The following is a 16,936-nucleotide window of genomic DNA, read 5'->3' on the forward strand; positions in this document are numbered from 1 at the left end:
GCGTCTCCTCAGCAGTCCAGGGGGTTGGCTTTTTCGGGGTCGATGCCGAACTTGGCGATGGCGTCGGCCAGCACCTTGGCTTCGATCTCGCCACGGTCGACCAGCGCCTCCAGCGCGGCCAGCACCACCCAGTAACGGTCCACCTCGAAGAAGTGGCGCAGTTTCTTGCGGGTGTCGCTGCGGCCGAAGCCGTCAGTACCGAGCACCTTGTATTCCTTGCTGGGCACCCACTGGCGCACCTGCTCGGCGAACAGCTTCATGTAGTCGGTGGAGGCCACCACCGGGCCCTTGCGCCCGCTCAGGCATTCCTGGATGAAGGCCTGCTTGGGCTTCTGCCCCGGGTGCAGGCGGTTCCAGCGCTCCACGGCCAGGCCGTCGCGGCGCAGTTCGTTGAAGCTCGTGACGCTCCACACGTCCGAGCCGATGTTGAACTCGTCACGCAGGAGCTTCGCTGCCTCGCGCACTTCACGCAGGATGGTGCCGGAGCCCAGCAGCTGCACGTGGTGCGCGGCTTCCTTCTTGTCCTCCTCGAGCAGGTACATGCCCTTGATGATGCCGTCTTCGGTACCGGCCGGTAGGGCCGGCTGCTGGTAGGACTCGTTCATCACGGTGATGTAGTAGAAGACGTTCTGCTGCTGCTCGATCATCTCCTTGATGCCGTGGCGGATGATCACCGCCAGCTCGTAGCCGTAGGTCGGATCGTAGGTGCGGCAGTTGGGGATGGTCGCGGCCATGATGTGGCTGTGGCCGTCTTCGTGCTGCAGGCCTTCGCCGTTCAGCGTGGTGCGGCCGGCGGTACCGCCAATCAGGAAGCCACGGGCACGGCTGTCGCCGGCGGCCCAGGCCAGGTCGCCGATACGCTGGAAGCCGAACATCGAGTAGAAGATGTAGAACGGCAGCATCGGCTGGTTGTGCGTGGAGTACGAAGTACCGGCGGCGATCCAGCTGGACATGGCGCCGGCCTCGTTGATGCCTTCCTCGAGGATCTGGCCCTTCTTGTCCTCGCGGTAGAACATCACCTGGTCCTTATCCACCGGCTCGTACAGCTGGCCGACCGAGGAGTAGATGCCGAGCTGGCGGAACATCCCTTCCATGCCGAAGGTACGCGCCTCGTCCGGCACGATGGGCACGATGCGCGCGCCCAGATCCTTGTCCTTGACCAGCTGCGAGAGGATGCGCACGAAGGCCATGGTGGTGGAGATGTCGCGGTCGCCGGTGCCGTCGAGGATGGCCTTGAGGGTCTCCAGCGGCGGGGTCGGGATGCTGAAGCTCTGCGCGCGGCGTTGCGGCACGAAGCCACCGAGGGCGGCGCGGCGCTCGTGCAGGTATTTGTATTCCGGGCTGCCCGGCTCGGCGGTGACGAAGGGCAGGTTCTCCAGCTCGTCGTCCTTGACCGGGATGTCGAAGCGGTCGCGGAATTTCTTCAGGCTGTCGATATCGACTTTCTTGGTGTTGTGCGCGGTGTTCTTCGCCTCGCCAGCACCGGTGCCGTAGCCCTTGATGGTCTTGGCCAGGACCACGGTCGGCTGGCCCTTGTGGTTCACCGCTTGGTGGTAGGCCGCATACATCTTGTACGGGTCGTGGCCGCCGCGGTTGAGGTTCCAGATCTCCTGGTCGGAGAGATCCTTGACCATCTCCTTCAGCTCGGGGCTGTTGAAGAAGTGCTCACGCACGTAGGCCCCGTCCTTGGCCTTGTAGTTCTGGTACTCGCCGTCGATGACCTCGTCCATGCGGCGCTGCAGCAGGCCGTCGACGTCCTTGGCCAGCAGCGGGTCCCAGAAGCGGCCCCAGACCACCTTGTTGACGTTCCACTCGGCGCCACGGAACACGCCTTCTAGTTCCTGGATGATCTTGCCGTTGCCGCGCACCGGGCCGTCCAGGCGTTGCAGGTTGCAGTTGATCACGAAGATCAGGTTGTCCAGCTTCTCGCGGCCGGCCAGGGAGATGGCGCCGAGGGATTCCGGCTCGTCGCATTCGCCGTCGCCCATGAAGCACCACACTTTTTGCTTCCCTGCGGGAATGTAGCCGCGGCTCTCCAGGTACTTCATGAAGCGCGCCTGGTAGATCGCCTGGATCGGGCCCAGGCCCATGGACACGGTGGGGAACTGCCAGAAGTCCGGCATCAGCCACGGGTGCGGGTAGGAGGACAGGCCCTTGCCGTCGACTTCGCGACGGAAGTTGTTCATCTGCTCTTCGCTGATGCGGCCTTCGAGGAAGGCGCGGGCGTAGATGCCCGGGCTGGCGTGGCCCTGATAGAAGATCAGGTCGCCGCCGTGTTCTTCGGTCGGGGCCTGGAAGAAGTAGTTGAAGCCGATGTCGTAGAGGGTCGCCGAGGAGGCGAAGCTGGAGATGTGACCGCCCAGGTCCGGGTCCTGCAGGTTGGTGCGCATCACCATGGCCAGCGCATTCCAGCGCACCAGGGAGCGGATGCGGCGCTCCATGAACAGGTCGCCGGGCATGCGCGCCTCGTGGCCGACCGGGATGCTGTTGCGGTAGGGCGTGGTGATCGCATACGGCAGCTGGGTACCGCTGCGGGTGGCCAGCTCGCCCATGCGGGTCAGCAGGTAGTGGGCGCGGTCTTCACCTTCTTTGTCGAGGACGGACTCGAGGGCATCCAGCCATTCCTGGGTTTCGACGGGATCGAGGTCTTGCATGGCTTGCTCCAGGGCGGAAAGGCTTCCAGAATCGGAGGCCTGGGCTCGTGCACGCTTTTTGGGCGGGCTACGGGAAGTCGTTATCGACCAGGGTGTTCATGGTCGTTTTTGTAGTTTTACTACATTTCGATGGTGCCTGTGGAGTCCGGGACACATTCTTTAGTAGTAAAACTACAGTTTCAGGAAGGGCAGTGGCGCCTGGGATAGATCGGGTCTGACTGCCCGTCCCCAAGGATAGACCATGAGTTTGCCGCCACTGGCTGCCCTGCCGACCACTCTTTTGCCCCTCGCCGAACGCGCTGCCGCGCTGCTGCCTTCCGACTGGTCGGGCGAGCGCGCGGAGGCGCTGCGGCGGGTCTGCGCGCTCAGCGATTTCGTCCATGAGCAGGCCGTGCGCGCGCCCGAACTGCTGGCCGAGTTGGGCGCCAGCGGCGAGCTGGAGCGGCGCCTGCAGAGCGGCGAGTTGCGCGCCCAGCTGCAGGGCGCGCTGGCCGACTGTGGCGACGAGGACGAGCTGGGCCGGCGCCTGCGGCGCTTCCGCAACCGCCAACAGGTGCGCATCATCTGGCGCGACCTGACCCGCCAGGCCGACCTGGCCGAGACCTGCCGCGATCTCTCCGACCTGGCCGATGCCAGCATCGATGGCGCCTACCAGTGGCTGTTCCCGCGCCACTGCGAGCAGTTCGGCACGCCGATCGGTCGGCGCTCGGGCCAGGTGCAGCACATGGTCATCCTCGGCATGGGCAAGCTCGGCGCCCACGAACTCAACCTGTCCTCGGACATCGACCTGATCTTCGGCTACCCGGAAGGCGGCGAGACCGAGGGCGTGAAGCGTTCGCTGGACAACCAGGAGTTCTTCATTCGCCTGGGGCAGCGGCTGATCAAGGCTTTGGATGCCATCACCGTCGAGGGCTTCGTGTTCCGCGTCGACATGCGCTTGCGGCCGTATGGCTCGGCCGGCGCGCTGGTGCTCAGCTTCAATGCTCTGGAGCAGTACTACCAGGACCAGGGCCGCGACTGGGAACGCTACGCCATGATCAAGGCGCGGGTGGTCGGTGGCGACCAGGCCGCCGGCAAGCAGCTGCTGGAGATGCTGCGACCCTTCGTCTACCGCCGTTACCTGGACTTCTCCGCCATCGAGGCGCTGCGCTCCATGAAGCAGCTGATCCAGCAGGAAGTGCGGCGCAAGGGCATGAGCGACAACGTCAAGCTCGGCTCCGGTGGCATACGCGAGGTCGAGTTCATCGCCCAGGCCTTCCAACTGATCCATGGCGGCCGCGACCTCAGCCTGCAGCAGCGGCCGCTGCTCAAGGTGCTGGCGACCCTGGAGGGGCAGGGCTACCTGCCGCCGCCGATCATCGCCGAGATGAAGGAAGGCTACGAATTCCTGCGCTACACCGAACACGCCCTGCAGGCCATCGGCGACCGCCAGACGCAGATGCTGCCGGACAACGACATCGACCGCGCGCGGGTCGCCTGCATCATGGGTTGCGACTCCTGGGCGCAGTTCATGGAGCGCCTGGCGCAGTGGCGCGGGCGCATCGAGTGGCACTTCCGCCAGGTCATCGCCGACCCGGACGAGGACGAGGGCGGCGAGGTCGAGACCTGCGTCGGCGGCGAGTGGCTGCCGCTGTGGGAGGAAGCGCTGGACGAGGAGATGGCCGGCCGCCAGTTGGCCGAGGCCGGCTTCAAGGAACCTGCCGCCGCGCTCAAGCGGCTGATCGACCTGCGCAGTGGCAGCCAGGTGCGCACCATGCAGCGCCTCGGTCGCGAGCGCCTGGATGCCTTTATCCCGCGTCTGCTGGCGCAGACCGTGGAGCACGCCAATCCGGACCTGGTGCTGGAGCGCGTGCTGCCGCTGATCGAGGCGGTGGCGCGGCGTTCCGCCTACCTGGTGCTGCTCACAGAGAACCCGCTGGCGCTCAAACGCCTGCTGACCCTGTGCGCGGCCAGCCCGTGGATCGCCGAACAGATCACCCGTTTCCCGCTGCTGCTCGACGAGCTGCTCAACGAGGGCCGGCTGTTCAAGCCGCCGCTGGCGCCGGAGCTGGCCGCCGAGCTGCGCGAGCGGCTGACACGGATTCCCGAGGACGACCTGGAACAGCAGATGGAGGCCCTGCGCCACTTCAAGCTGGCCCACGGCCTGCGCGTGGCCGCCTCGGAGATCGCCGGCACATTGCCGCTGATGAAAGTCAGCGACTACCTGACCTGGCTGGCCGAGGCAATCCTCGACCAGGTGCTGGCCCTGGCCTGGCGCCAGACCGTGGCCAAGTACGGCAACCCGCGCCGCGCCGACGGCAGCCTGTGCGATCCGGACTTCATCATCGTCGGCTACGGCAAGGTCGGCGGCCTGGAGTTCGGCCACGGTTCGGACCTGGATCTGGTGTTTATCCACGACGGCGACTCCCAGGCCGAGACCGATGGTGCCAAGCCCATCGACGGTGCGCAGTTCTTCGCTCGTCTGGGCCAGCGCATCATCCACCTGCTGACCACGCAGACCACCTCTGGCCAGCTGTACGACGTCGATATGCGCCTGCGTCCTTCCGGTGCGGCGGGCCTGCTGGTCAGCTCCCTCGGCGCTTTCGAGCGCTACCAGCAGAACGAGGCCTGGACCTGGGAACACCAGGCGCTGGTGCGCGCCCGCGTGCTGGTCGGCTGCGCGCGGGTCGGCGCGGCCTTCGAGCGGGTGCGTGCCGAGGTGCTCGGCCGCGAGCGCGACCTGCCCAAGTTGCAAGCCGAAGTCAGCGAGATGCGCGCCAAGATGCGCGACAACCTGGGCACTCGGGAAACCGCCGCCGGCACCGCGGAAAATGCCTTCGAGGCGGCGTCTTCCTTCGATCTGAAGCAGGACGCCGGAGGTATCGTCGATATCGAATTTATGGTGCAATACGCGGCCCTGGCGTGGTCGCGGCAGCATCCGGAGCTGCACCGCTACACCGACAACATCCGCATTCTCGATGGCCTGCGCGACGTGGGATTGATGCCCGCCGCAGATGTCGAACTGTTGCAGGAGGCCTACAAGGCCTACCGCTCCGCCGCCCACCGGCAGGCGTTGCAGAAACAGCCGGGCAAGGTCGGCGGCGACCAATTCGCCGCCGAGCGACGCAGCGTGATGCGCCTGTGGCGCGAGCTGGGTCTGAGCTGACCGACGATTTGAACGAGACGAACACTGAGGAGTGGCAACGATGTCGATGGCCGACCGCGATGGCGTGATCTGGTATGACGGCGAACTGGTGCAGTGGCGCGAAGCGACCACCCACGTGCTGACCCACACCCTGCACTACGGCATGGGCGTGTTCGAGGGCGTACGCGCCTACAACACTCCGCAGGGCACCGCGATCTTCCGCCTGCAGGCGCACACCGACCGTCTGTTCGACTCGGCCCACATCATGGGCATGAAGATCCCCTTCACCAAGGAGGAGATCAACGAAGCCACCCGCGCCGCCGTGCGCGAGAACAACCTGGAAACCGCCTACATCCGCCCGATGGTGTTCTACGGAAGCGAGGCCATGGGCCTGCGCGCCACCGGCCTGAAGGTGCATGTGATCGTCGGCGCCTGGCACTGGGGCGCCTACATGGGCGACGAGGCGCTGCAGAAGGGCATCAAGGTGCGCACCAGCTCCTTCACCCGTCATCACGTCAACATCTCCATGACCCGCGCCAAGGCCAACGGCAACTACATCAACTCGATGCTGGCCCTGCAGGAAGCCATTTCCGGCGGCGCCGACGAGGCCATGCTGCTGGATACCGAAGGCTACGTGGCCGAGGGTTCGGGCGAGAACATCTTCCTGGTCAAGAACGGCGTGGTGTACACCCCGGAAGTGACCTCCTGCCTGAACGGCATCACCCGCGCCACCGTCCTCACCCTGGCCAAGGAGCTGGGCATCGAGGTGGTGGAGAAGCGCATCACCCGCGACGAGGTGTACATCGCCGACGAGGCCTTCTTCACCGGCACCGCCGCGGAAGTCACGCCGATTCGCGAAGTCGATGGCCGCCAGATCGGCATCGGCAGCCGCGGACCGGTGACCGAGAAACTGCAGAAAGCCTACTTCGACCTGGTCACCGGCCAGACCAGCGCCTATGCCGAGTGGCGCACGCTGGTCAAGTAAGGACCAGGCCTTGAGAAGTCGCGACCGTAGCCCGATCTACTGGTCACGATTGCCCGTTTCGAGCGGCCGTAAGGCGCTCGGGGCATATGCAGACAGATAACAAGGCAGTGACTGGGGAGGCATTAGCCTCCCCGCTCATTTCCGGAGTCGTGATGAGAATACTGATCGTGGGCCCCAGCTGGGTCGGTGACATGGTGATGGCGCAGACCCTGTTCGTCTGCCTCAAGCAGCGCCATCCCGGCTGTGAGATCGACGTGCTGGCGCCCGAGTGGAGCCGGCCGATCCTCGAGCGCATGCCCGAAGTGCGCGCCGCGCTGAGCTTCCCGCTCGGCCACGGCGTGCTGGATATCGCCACCCGCCGCAGGATCGGCAAGTCGCTGGCTGGCCAGTACGACCAGGCGATTCTGCTGCCCAACTCGCTCAAATCCGCCCTGGTGCCGTTCTTCGCCGACATTCCCAAGCGCACCGGCTGGAAGGGCGAGATGCGCTACGGCCTGCTCAACGACATCCGCAAGCTGGATAAACAGCGCCTGCCGCTGATGATCGAGCGCTTTATGGCGCTGGCCTACGAGCCGGGTGTGGAGATTCCCAAGCCCTATCCGCAGCCGCGCCTGGCGATCGACGAAGCCAGCCGCGCCGCCGCCCTGGCCAAGTTCGGCCTGGGCCTTGACCGCCCGGTGCTGGCGCTGTGCCCCGGCGCCGAGTTTGGCGAGGCCAAACGCTGGCCGGTGGAGCACTACGCCAAGGTCGCCGAGATGAAGATCCGCGCCGGCTGGCAGGTTTGGCTGTTCGGCTCGAAGAACGATCATCCTGGCTGCGAGGACATCCGCAATCGTCTGATTCCCGGCCTGCGCGAGGAGGCGGTCAACCTGGCCGGCGAAACCTCGCTGGCCGAGGCCATCGACCTGATGTCCGCCGCCGGCGCGGTGGTCTCCAACGACTCCGGCCTGATGCACGTGGCCGCCGCGCTCAACCGTCCGCTGGTGACGGTATACGGCTCCACATCGCCGCAGTTCACCCCGCCGCTTGCTGATCAGGTGGAGATCGTGCGCCTGGGCCTGGACTGCAGTCCGTGCTTCGAGCGCACCTGCCGCTTCGGCCACTACAACTGCCTGCGCGAGCTCAAGCCGCGCCCGGTGCTGGAGGCGCTGGATCGCCTGGTCGCCGATCCGGTCGAGGTGCAATAGCTTGCGGGTACTGCTGATCAAGACCTCGTCCCTCGGCGACGTGATCCACACCCTGCCGGCGCTCACCGATGCGGCGCGGGCGATTCCCGGCATCCAGTTCGACTGGGTAGTGGAGGAGGGCTTCGCCGAGATTCCGGCCTGGCACCCGGCCGTGGCCCAGGTGATCCCGGTGGCCATCCGCCGCTGGCGCAAGCACCTGCTGCAGACCTGGAAGAGCGGCGAGTGGAAGCGCTTCAAGCAGCGCCTGGGCGAGGTCGACTACGACTTGGTGATCGATGCCCAAGGCCTGTTCAAGAGCGCCTTCTTGACCCGCTACGCCAAGGCCCCGGTGGCCGGCCTGGATCGCGACTCGGCGCGCGAGCCGATCGCCTGTCGCTTCTACGACCGCCTGTACGCGGTGCCCAAGGAGCAGCACGCCCTGGAGCGCACCCGCCAGCTGTTCGCCCAGGCCCTGGGCTACGAGCTGCCGCAGCAGATCGGCGACTACGGTCTGGATCGTGCTGCCATGGCCGATGCATCGGCGCAGCCCTATCTGCTGTTCCTGCACGGCACCACCTGGGCCAGCAAGCACTGGCCGGAGGCCGACTGGCGTGCCTTGGCCGAGCGTATGGCCGCCCAGGGCTGGGCGATCCGCCTGCCCTGGGGTAACGAGGTGGAGCGCGAGCGTGCCCAGCGCATCGTCGCCGGCATCGAAAACGCCGCCGTGCTGCCCAAGCTGAACCTGGCCGGTGTGGCCAAGGTGATCGCCGGCGCCACCGCCTGCGTTGCCGTGGACACCGGGCTCGGCCACCTGGCCGCGGCGCTGGATGTGCCGAGCATCTCCCTGTACGGCCCGACCCTGCCGGGCAAGGTCGGCGCCTATGGTCGCGGCCAGGTGCACCTGTGCGCCACCGGCCCGGATGCGGGCCTGGGCGACCGACGCAAGCCATGCTTCGACGGCCTCGACGCCCAGCGCGTGGGCGATGCGCTGAACGCCATGCTGCTGGCGCAGCAGGAGGCCGTCTGATGCAACTGGCCTTCGTGCTCTACAAATACTTCCCGTTCGGCGGCCTGCAGCGCGATTTCATGCGCATTGCCCTGGAGTGCCAGGCGCGTGGCCACGCCATCCGCGTCTATACGCCGATCTGGGAAGGTGAGATTCCCGCGGGTTTCGATGTGCGGGTAGCGCCGATCAAGGCGTTGTTCAATCACCATCGCAACGAGAAATTCAGCGCCTGGCTGGCCGCCGACCTGGCGCGTGCGCCGGTGGATCGGGTGGTGGGCTTCAACAAGATGCCCGGCCTGGACGTGTACTACGCCGCCGACGGTTGCTTTGAGGACAAAGCGCAGACCCTGCGTGCGCCGATCTACAAGCGCTGGGGGCGCTACAAGCACTTCGCCGACTACGAGCGGGCGGTGTTCGCCCCCGAGTCGAAGACCGAGATCCTGATGATCTCCGAGGTGCAGCAGCCGCTGTTTATCAAGCACTACGCCACACCGGAAGCGCGCTTCCACCTGCTGCCGCCGGGCATCGCTGCCGATCGCCGTGCGCCGGCCAATGCGGCCGAGATCCGCGCCGAGTTTCGCCGCGAGTTCGGACTGGCGGACGACGACATACTGCTGGTGCAGATCGGTTCGGGCTTCAAGACCAAGGGCCTGGATCGAAGCCTCAAAGCCCTGGCCGCCTTGCCGCGTGGGCTGAAGCAGCGTACGCGGCTGATCGCCATCGGTCAGGACGATCCCAAGCCCTTCCTGCTGCAGGTCAAGGCGCTGGGTCTGAGCGAGCAGGTGCAGATTCTCAAGGGGCGCAGCGATATCCCGCGCTTCCTGCTCGGCGCCGACCTGCTGGTCCACCCGGCCTACAACGAGAACACCGGCACTGTGCTGCTGGAGGCCGTGGTCTCCGGCCTACCGGTGCTGGTCAGCGAGGTGTGCGGCTATGCCCACTACATCGCCGAGGCCGATGCCGGCCGTGTGGTGCCTGCGCCTTTCGAACAGGACAACTTCAACCGCCTGCTGGCCGAGATGCTCGGTGATGACGCAGCGCGGGCGAAGTGGGGTGCCAACGGCCTGGCCTTCGCCGCCAGCGCCGACCTGTATTCCATGCCGCAGCGCGCGGCCGATGTGATCCTGGCGGAGCGCGCATGAAGCTGATCCTCGCCGAACCGTTCCAGTCGCTGTGGGCCGGGCGTGATGCCTTCGCGGCGGTGGAGGCCTTGCAGGGCAAGGTCTACCGCGAGTTGGAAGGGCGCCGCACCCTGCGCACCGAGGTCGACGGACGCGGCTACTTCGTCAAGATCCACCGCGGCATCGGCTGGGGCGAGATCGTCAAGAACCTGCTCACCGCCAAGCTGCCGGTGCTCGGCGCCGGCCAGGAGTGGTCGGCGATCCAGCGCCTGACCGAGGCCGGCGTGCCGACCATGACCGCCGTGGCCTACGGCGAGCGCGGCAGCAACCCGGCGGCGCAGCATTCGTTCATCGTCACCGAGGAACTGGCGCCGACCACCGATCTGGAGCAGCTGACCCTGAACTGGGTGCAGCAGCCGCCCGAGCCGCGCCTCAAGCGCGCGCTGATCGCCGAGGTGGCGAAGATGACCGGCACCATGCACCGCGCCGGGGTCAACCACCGCGATTGCTACATCTGCCACTTCCTGCTGCACACCGACAAGCCAGTGACCGCGGACGACTTCCGCCTGTCGCTGATCGACCTGCATCGTGCCCAGGTGCGCGGCGCCACGCCGACCCGCTGGCGCAACAAGGACCTGGCCGGCCTGTATTTCTCCGCCTTGAACATCGGTCTGACCCGCCGCGACAAGCTGCGCTTCCTCAAGGCCTACTTCCAGCGCCCGCTGCGCGACATTGTGCGTGAGGAGGCGGTGCTGCTGGCCTGGCTGGAACGCAAGGCGGACCGTCTGCTGGCGCGCTACGCCCGCAAATACGCACCGGGGGCCCAGGGATGAGCGAATGGCGTCTGGATGCCGAACTGTCCGCACCCCTGGCGGCCGAACTGGGCAGCCTGGAGCAGGTGTTCGCCCTGGAGGGCAAGCGCCTGACCCGCGATCCGCTGTCGGAAGTGATCCTGATCGAACGCGACGGCGTGCGTTACTACGTCAAGCGCTACTGGGGCGCCGGCAAGGGGCTGCGCCGTTACCTGGGGCGGCCGCGGGTCAAGGCCGAGTGGCAGAACCTGAAGAACTTCGCCAAGTGGGGCATTCCCACCGCGCCCATCGTTGCCTACGGCCTGGAGCGCAAGGGCGGGGCCTTCCTGCGCGGCGCGCTGATCACCCGCGAGCTGGAAAACACGCAGGATATGGCGCTGCTGGCCAAGCGCCGCGACGAGCGCCTGCGCGACCCGCAGTGGGTGGACGGCGTCAGCCGACAGCTGGCGACGGCGACCCGGGCGTTGCACGACCACCACTTCGCCCACAACGACCTGAAGTGGCGCAACCTGCTGGTCAACGATCGCGCCGAGTTGTTCTTCATCGATTGCCCGACCGGCACCTTCTGGTGGGGGCCGTTCCTGCGCTACCGCATCGTCAAGGACCTGGCCTGCCTGGACAAGGTCGCCAGCCAGGTGCTGTCGCGCAGCCAGCGCCTGCGTTTCTACCTGCAGTATCGCGGCCGCGAGCGTCTGAGCGCCGGGGACAAGCGACGGGTGAGAGAGATAGTGAGATTCTTCGAGGGCAGGGAATGAGCGACTTTATCGCCGCCGAGGATCGCGCGATCCTCGAGCGCCATGGACTGGCCGGTTTCGATGCGTTGTGGGCGCTCAAGCTGGAGGCAGTGGACGAACCCAACACCGAGCGTGGCGGCTGGAGCAGCGTCTATCGCCTGGACCTGGGCGAGGCAGCCTACTACCTCAAGCGCCAGAGCAATCACCTGACCCGCACCCTGGCCCGGCCGTTCGGCGAGCCCACCTTCGCCCGCGAGTTTCGCAATATCCAGCGCTACGGCGGCCTGGGCATCCCGGCCCTGCAGGCCGCCTTCTTCGGCGAGCGCCGCCTGCCTGGCGAGCGCCGCGCTATCCTGCTGACCCGCGCTCTGGATGGATGGCAGGACCTCGAGCAGTGGCTGCAGCGCTGGCCGCAGCTGTCGGCGGCCCAGCGCGGCGCCATCCTGCAGGCCTGTGGCGAGCTGGCCGGGCGCCTGCATGCTGCCGGACAGGTGCATGGCTGCTTCTATCCCAAGCACATTTTCCTGCGCGAGCAGGGCGCCGGCTTCGCCGCACAGCTGATCGACCTGGAGAAGACCCGGCCGCTGCTGTTCGGACGTCGCGACCGGATCAAGGATCTGGAGCCGTTGCTGCGTCGCGCCAGCGCCTGGAGCGAGGCCGAGGTGCGCCAGCTGCTGGCCGCCTACCTGGGTGCTGGGGCGGATATCGAGCCCTGGAGCCAGCATCTCGGCGCGCGCCGCCGGCACAAGGAAGCACGCTGATGCGGCTCGCCGAGCTGGCTTCGGTCGGCCGCGCGCCGGCCCTGCCGCTGACGCTGCAGCTGGCCGGCGACGCGCTGGTGGTCGAGTGTCTGCTGCGTGTTCTGCCGGGACAGCGCTATGTCGGCCTGGCCCGTTGGCAAGGCCGCGCCGTGCTGGCCAAGTTGCTAGTCGGGCCCAAGGCAGAACGCCACTTTCAACGTGAGCTGACCGGCGCGCGCCTGCTCGCCGAGCAGGGCCTGACCACACCGCTGCTGCTGACGCAGGGCTTTGCGGCGGAGCAGGGCGGTTGGCTGTTGTTCGACTATCTGGACGGTGCCGAGAGCCTGTGGGGCGCCTGGCGCGCGGTAGAGAACGAGCCGCTGTTGTCCGACGCCCAGCAAGCGGTGCTCGGCGAGGCGCTGGCCGCCATCGGCCAGCTGCATGCCAAGGGGTTGTGGCAGTCGGACCTGCATCTGGATAACCTGCTGCGCCAGCAGGGGCAGCTGTATCTGATCGATGGCGGCGGCGTGCAGGCCGAAACGGCCGGCCAGCCGCTGTCGCGGACGCGGGTGCTGGCCAATCTCGGGGTGTTCTTCGCCCAGCTGCCGGCGGAGCTGGAGCCCTTCACCGAAGAGCTGCTGGTGCACTACCTGCTGGTCAATGCCGAGCACGCCCTGCCGCTGGAGGCGCTGCTCGATGAGGTGGCCAAGGTGCGCCAGTGGCGCCTGCGCGACTACCTGAAGAAGATCGCCCGCGATTGCAGCCTGTTCGCCGCGCAGATCGGCGCCTTCGGTCTGCGCGTGGTGCGTCGCGAGCGCGCTGAGCAGTTGCAGGGCCTGTTGGCCGATCCGGATGCGGCCATCGCCCGGGGCCAGGCGCTGAAGAACGGCGGCAGCGCCACGGTGGCGCTGGTTCAGGCCGAGAGCGGGCCGCTGGTGATCAAACGCTACAACATCAAAGGCTGGCGGCACTGGCTCAAGCGCTTCTGGCGGCCCAGCCGCGCCTGGCACAGCTGGGTCGAGGGCAATCGCCTGGAACTGCTCGGTATCGCTACGCCGCGCCCGCTGGCGGTGCTCGAGCGGCGCTGGTGCTGGCTGCGCGCCCAGGCCTATCTGGTGACCGCGCACTGCGCCGGCGAAGACCTGCTCGCGCGCTTCACACCCTATGTCGACAGCTCGCCGCCGGAGGCTGAGCTGCAGGCCCTGGACCGGCTGTTCGCTGCCTTGCTGCGCGAGCGCATCAGCCATGGCGATCTCAAGGGTACCAACCTGTTCTGGGACGACGGGTGCTGGAGCCTGATCGATCTGGATGCTATGCAGCAGCACCAGGGGCAGGCCGGCTTCGCCCGTGCCTATGCCCGCGACCGGGCGCGTTTCCTGCGCAACTGGCCGCAGGATTCGGCCCTGCATCGCCTGCTCGACCAGCGCCTGCCGCGGCTGTAGAGGCCTCGGCTAGCGGACCGCATGGTCAGCTTCCCGGCGGAATACCCTAGGCCGGGTGCAGCGGCTATAATCCCCGGCTTTGTTTGGGCGAGCGCGTGCTCGCCTTCCACCCTTCCGTGGCGGCCCGTCCGCCCGCAGCTGCAAGAGGCTTTCCCGTGGCATTGACCATTCTCGGCCTGTCCGGCGCACTCAGCCATGACCCGTCCGCCGCCCTGTACATCGACGGCAAGTTGATCGCGGCGGTCGAGGAAGAGCGCTTCGTGCGCGACAAGCATGCGAAGAACCGCATGCCCTACGAGTCCGCCAAGTTCTGCCTGGAACAGGCCGGGATCAAGCCCTCCGACGTTGACGTGGTGGCCATTCCCTTCGCCCCCATCAGCCTGTTCGGCAAGGCCCGCTGGCACTACGCCAAGCGCTACTGGTACGCGCCGGATCGCTCGCTCGACGCGATCCTGATGGGCAACCGTCGCTACAAGCGTTACCACAAGAAGATCCAGTGGTGCCTGGAGCAGCTGGGCTTCGACCTGAAGAAGATCAAGATCGAGCCGGTCGAGCATCACCTGGCCCACGCCGCCAGCGCCTACCACTGCTCGGGCTTCAAGGAGAAGACCGCGATCCTCGGCATCGATGGCAAGGGCGAGTACGCCACCACCTTCTTCGGCTACGGCGAGAACGGCAAGATCCACAAGATCAAGGAGTTTTACGATCCGGATTCGCTCGGCGGCCTGTACGGCGCGATCACCGAGTTCCTCGGCTTCGAGATGCTCGACGGCGAGTTCAAGGTCATGGGCATGGCGCCCTACGGCGACGCGGCCAAGTACGACTTCTCGCGCCTGGCCAAGTTCGAGAACGGCGAGCTGACCATCAACACCGACTATGCCAACGTCATCGGCTTTCGTCGCTACAAGGAAAACGGCAAGGGCTACTACTTCTCGCCCAAGCTGATCGAGTGGCTGGGGCCGAAGCGCCAGGGCGACATCGCCGACGATCCGTACATCCACTACGCCGCCAGCATGCAAGCGCTGTTCGAGAAGTTGGCGCTGGAGATGATGGAGTACTACCTCGGCGACATCCTCAAGGAAACCGGCAAGATCGCCTTCGCCGGCGGCTGCGCGCTGAACGTCAAGCTGAACCAGAAGATCATCGCCCGCGACGACGTGAAGGAGCTGTTCGTGCAGCCCGCTTCCGGCGACGCCGGTACCTCGGTGGGCGCCGCCGCCTACGTCTCGCACCAGCGCGGCGTGCCGGTGGAGAAGATGGAGCATGTCTACCTCGGCCCGTCCTACTCCAACGAGGACGTGATCGCCGCCTGCGCCCGCCACCCGAACAAGCCGGTGTTCAAGCAGATCGACAACGTCGAGCAGCGTATCGCCAAGATCATGGTCGACGCCAACCCGGTGGCCTGGTTCCAGGGCCGCATGGAGTTCGGTCCGCGCGCCCTCGGCGGCCGCTCGATCATCGGCTGTCCGAGCGTGCCGGGCGTGGCCGACCGCATCAACGAGCAGATCAAGTTCCGCGAGCGCTGGAGGCCCTTCTGCCCGTCGATGCTCGACACCGTGGCGGCGCAGATGCTCAAGGTCGACCACCCGAGCCCGTTCATGACCTTCACCTTCGAGGTCAACGAGGAGTGGAAGAACCGCGTCGGCGAAGTGGTGCACGAGGACGGTACCTCGCGCGCCCAGGTGCTGGAACGCCAGTACAACCCGCGCTGGTACGACCTTATGCTGGAACTGGAGAAGCTCACCGGCAACGGCGTGTCGCTGAACACTTCGCTCAACCGCCGCGGCGAGCCGATGATCTGCTCGCCGACGGACGCGCTAAACATGTTCTACGGCTCCGATCTGCAGTACCTGATCATGCAGGACATCCTCGTGGTCAAGGATGGCAAGGACTGGTATGACAATATTTGAGGGGGCTGGCCGTCGTCTGGCTGAACGAGCTAGCGCAGGGTTAGGCGAGGGGCGCCGAGGCTGCGGAGTTTACTGTGGTAAATGAGCAGTCCGAGGCGGCGCTCAACGACGCCCTGCCGACGCGCAGCCAGCCAGAGCAGTGGGTTCTGCAGTTCTGCCATGGTTATGACGGCCCCTTCCTCGATTGCGCGCGGCAGTACGCTGCGCTGTTTGCCGGTACGTCGTACAAGGTCTGCACCGTCTACCTGACCGGTGCACCCAGTCGCGAGGTGGAGCAGGGCTCTGCCTCCGACGAAGTGATCTTCCTCGATTTCTCCAGCCGCCAGGTGCGCGGCCTCAAGCTCGCGGCCATTCGCGAATTGCGGCGCATCGCGGCCTCGCGCGACTTCAAGCTGTGCATCGCTCATCGCTTCAAGCCGATCTACGTGGCGCTGCTGGCCACCGCATTGCCGGTGATCGGCGTGCATCACGCCTTTGGAGTCTATGGCCGACTTAGCCGGCGGCTGTTCGTCAATCGCTTCCGCCGGCGCCTGCTCCTGCTCGGGGTGTCCAACGCGGTGTGTGACCAGATGCGCACGCATCTTGGCAACTGGCCGGCCGAGCGCGTCGAGACGCTGTACAACCGCATCGACGTTGACGCCGCCCGCGCCGAGTTGGTGCCCCGCGAGGCGGCACGCGAGCATCTCGGCCTGCCGCTGGATGCCTGGGTCGTCGGCAACGTAGGGCGCCTGCACCCGGACAAGGACCAGGCCACGCTGATCCGCGGCTTCGCCCAGGCGCTGCCGCGGCTGCCGCGCGGCAGCCTGCTAGCGATCATGGGCAGCGGCCGGCTGGAGGCATCGCTGAAGGCGCTCGCCGCGGAACTGGGCGTTGCCGATTCCGTGCGCTTCCTCGGCCAGGTGGCCAATGGGCGTCGCTATTTCCCGGCCTTTGATGTCTTCGCCCTGAGTTCGGACCACGAGCCGTTCGGCATGGTCCTGCTGGAAGCCATGGCCGCCGGGGTGCCGGTGATCGGCACCGACTGTGGCGGTGGTCGCGAAGTCATCGAAGGCGTGGGTGGTCTGTTCCCGCTTGGGAACGCCGCTGCTCTTGCGGAGACACTGGTGCGCCAGCCCCAGGTCCAGGATCTGCAGGCCCTGCGCCAGGAAATGCTGGTGCGCCTGCAGCAGCGCTTCTCCGACCAGGCGGTGCGCCAGCGCTTCTGGGCATTGCCGCTGCTTGTCGAGCTGAACTGAGGACGCC

The 16,936-nt window shown here is 66.7% G+C and carries 12 protein-coding genes; 11 read left to right on the top strand and 1 reads right to left on the bottom strand.

Features of this window, described 5'->3' with window-relative positions:
* Positions 1-8: 8 nt before the first annotated feature.
* Positions 9-2,654, bottom strand: coding sequence for a pyruvate dehydrogenase (acetyl-transferring), homodimeric type (gene aceE / locus IB232_RS18705; RefSeq protein WP_192400096.1), 2,646 nt, complete (start codon positions 2,652-2,654; stop codon positions 9-11).
* Between the two features lie 241 nt (positions 2,655-2,895).
* Between aceE and glnE the strand changes: the two genes are divergently transcribed.
* The 11 genes from glnE to IB232_RS18760 all read left to right on the top strand — a co-directional run bounded on the left by glnE (position 2,896) and on the right by IB232_RS18760 (position 16,929).
* Complete coding sequence (gene glnE / locus IB232_RS18710; protein ID WP_192400097.1) at positions 2,896-5,799, top strand: bifunctional [glutamate--ammonia ligase]-adenylyl-L-tyrosine phosphorylase/[glutamate--ammonia-ligase] adenylyltransferase; 2,904 nt, start codon at positions 2,896-2,898, stop codon at positions 5,797-5,799.
* Between the two features lie 40 nt (positions 5,800-5,839).
* Positions 5,840-6,763 carry a branched-chain amino acid transaminase gene (locus tag IB232_RS18715; RefSeq protein ID WP_192400098.1) on the top strand — a complete coding sequence of 308 codons (924 nt, stop codon included), beginning with the start codon at positions 5,840-5,842 and terminating at the stop codon, positions 6,761-6,763.
* A 152-nt stretch (positions 6,764-6,915) separates the two neighbouring features.
* The gene (waaF, locus tag IB232_RS18720) at positions 6,916-7,950 is read left to right on the top strand and encodes a lipopolysaccharide heptosyltransferase II (protein ID WP_192400099.1); all 1,035 of its coding nucleotides are present in this window, start codon (positions 6,916-6,918) and stop codon (positions 7,948-7,950) included.
* Position 7,951: 1 nt separating this feature from the next.
* A complete protein-coding gene (gene waaC / locus IB232_RS18725) occupies positions 7,952-8,956 on the top strand; it encodes a lipopolysaccharide heptosyltransferase I (protein ID WP_192400100.1) in 1,005 nt (334 codons plus the stop codon).
* Positions 8,956-10,077: a glycosyltransferase family 4 protein gene (locus IB232_RS18730; RefSeq protein WP_192400101.1), complete on the top strand. Its 1,122-nt coding sequence runs from the start codon at positions 8,956-8,958 to the stop codon at positions 10,075-10,077. The genes waaC and IB232_RS18730 overlap by 1 nt, the downstream gene beginning before the upstream one ends.
* A complete protein-coding gene (rfaP, locus tag IB232_RS18735) occupies positions 10,074-10,889 on the top strand; it encodes a lipopolysaccharide core heptose(I) kinase RfaP (RefSeq protein WP_192400102.1) in 816 nt (271 codons plus the stop codon). Before IB232_RS18730 ends, rfaP begins: the two co-directional genes overlap by 4 nt.
* Positions 10,886-11,623, top strand: a complete 738-nt coding sequence (locus tag IB232_RS18740; protein WP_192400103.1) for a lipopolysaccharide kinase InaA family protein — start codon at positions 10,886-10,888, stop codon at positions 11,621-11,623. Before rfaP ends, IB232_RS18740 begins: the two co-directional genes overlap by 4 nt.
* Entirely contained in the window at positions 11,620-12,363 is a 744-nt protein-coding gene (locus IB232_RS18745; RefSeq protein WP_192400104.1) for a lipopolysaccharide kinase InaA family protein, read from the top strand. Before IB232_RS18740 ends, IB232_RS18745 begins: the two co-directional genes overlap by 4 nt.
* The gene (locus IB232_RS18750) at positions 12,363-13,784 is read left to right on the top strand and encodes a lipopolysaccharide kinase InaA family protein (RefSeq protein ID WP_192400105.1); all 1,422 of its coding nucleotides are present in this window, start codon (positions 12,363-12,365) and stop codon (positions 13,782-13,784) included. The genes IB232_RS18745 and IB232_RS18750 overlap by 1 nt, the downstream gene beginning before the upstream one ends.
* A gap of 155 nt (positions 13,785-13,939) precedes the next feature.
* Entirely contained in the window at positions 13,940-15,694 is a 1,755-nt protein-coding gene (locus tag IB232_RS18755; RefSeq protein WP_192400106.1) for a carbamoyltransferase, read from the top strand.
* Between the two features lie 74 nt (positions 15,695-15,768).
* A complete protein-coding gene (locus IB232_RS18760; protein WP_412547747.1) occupies positions 15,769-16,929 on the top strand; it encodes a glycosyltransferase in 1,161 nt (386 codons plus the stop codon).
* Positions 16,930-16,936 lie beyond the last annotated feature (7 nt).

The organism is Pseudomonas sp. PDM15 (assembly GCF_014851565.1).
Lineage (GTDB): Bacteria > Pseudomonadota > Gammaproteobacteria > Pseudomonadales > Pseudomonadaceae > Aquipseudomonas.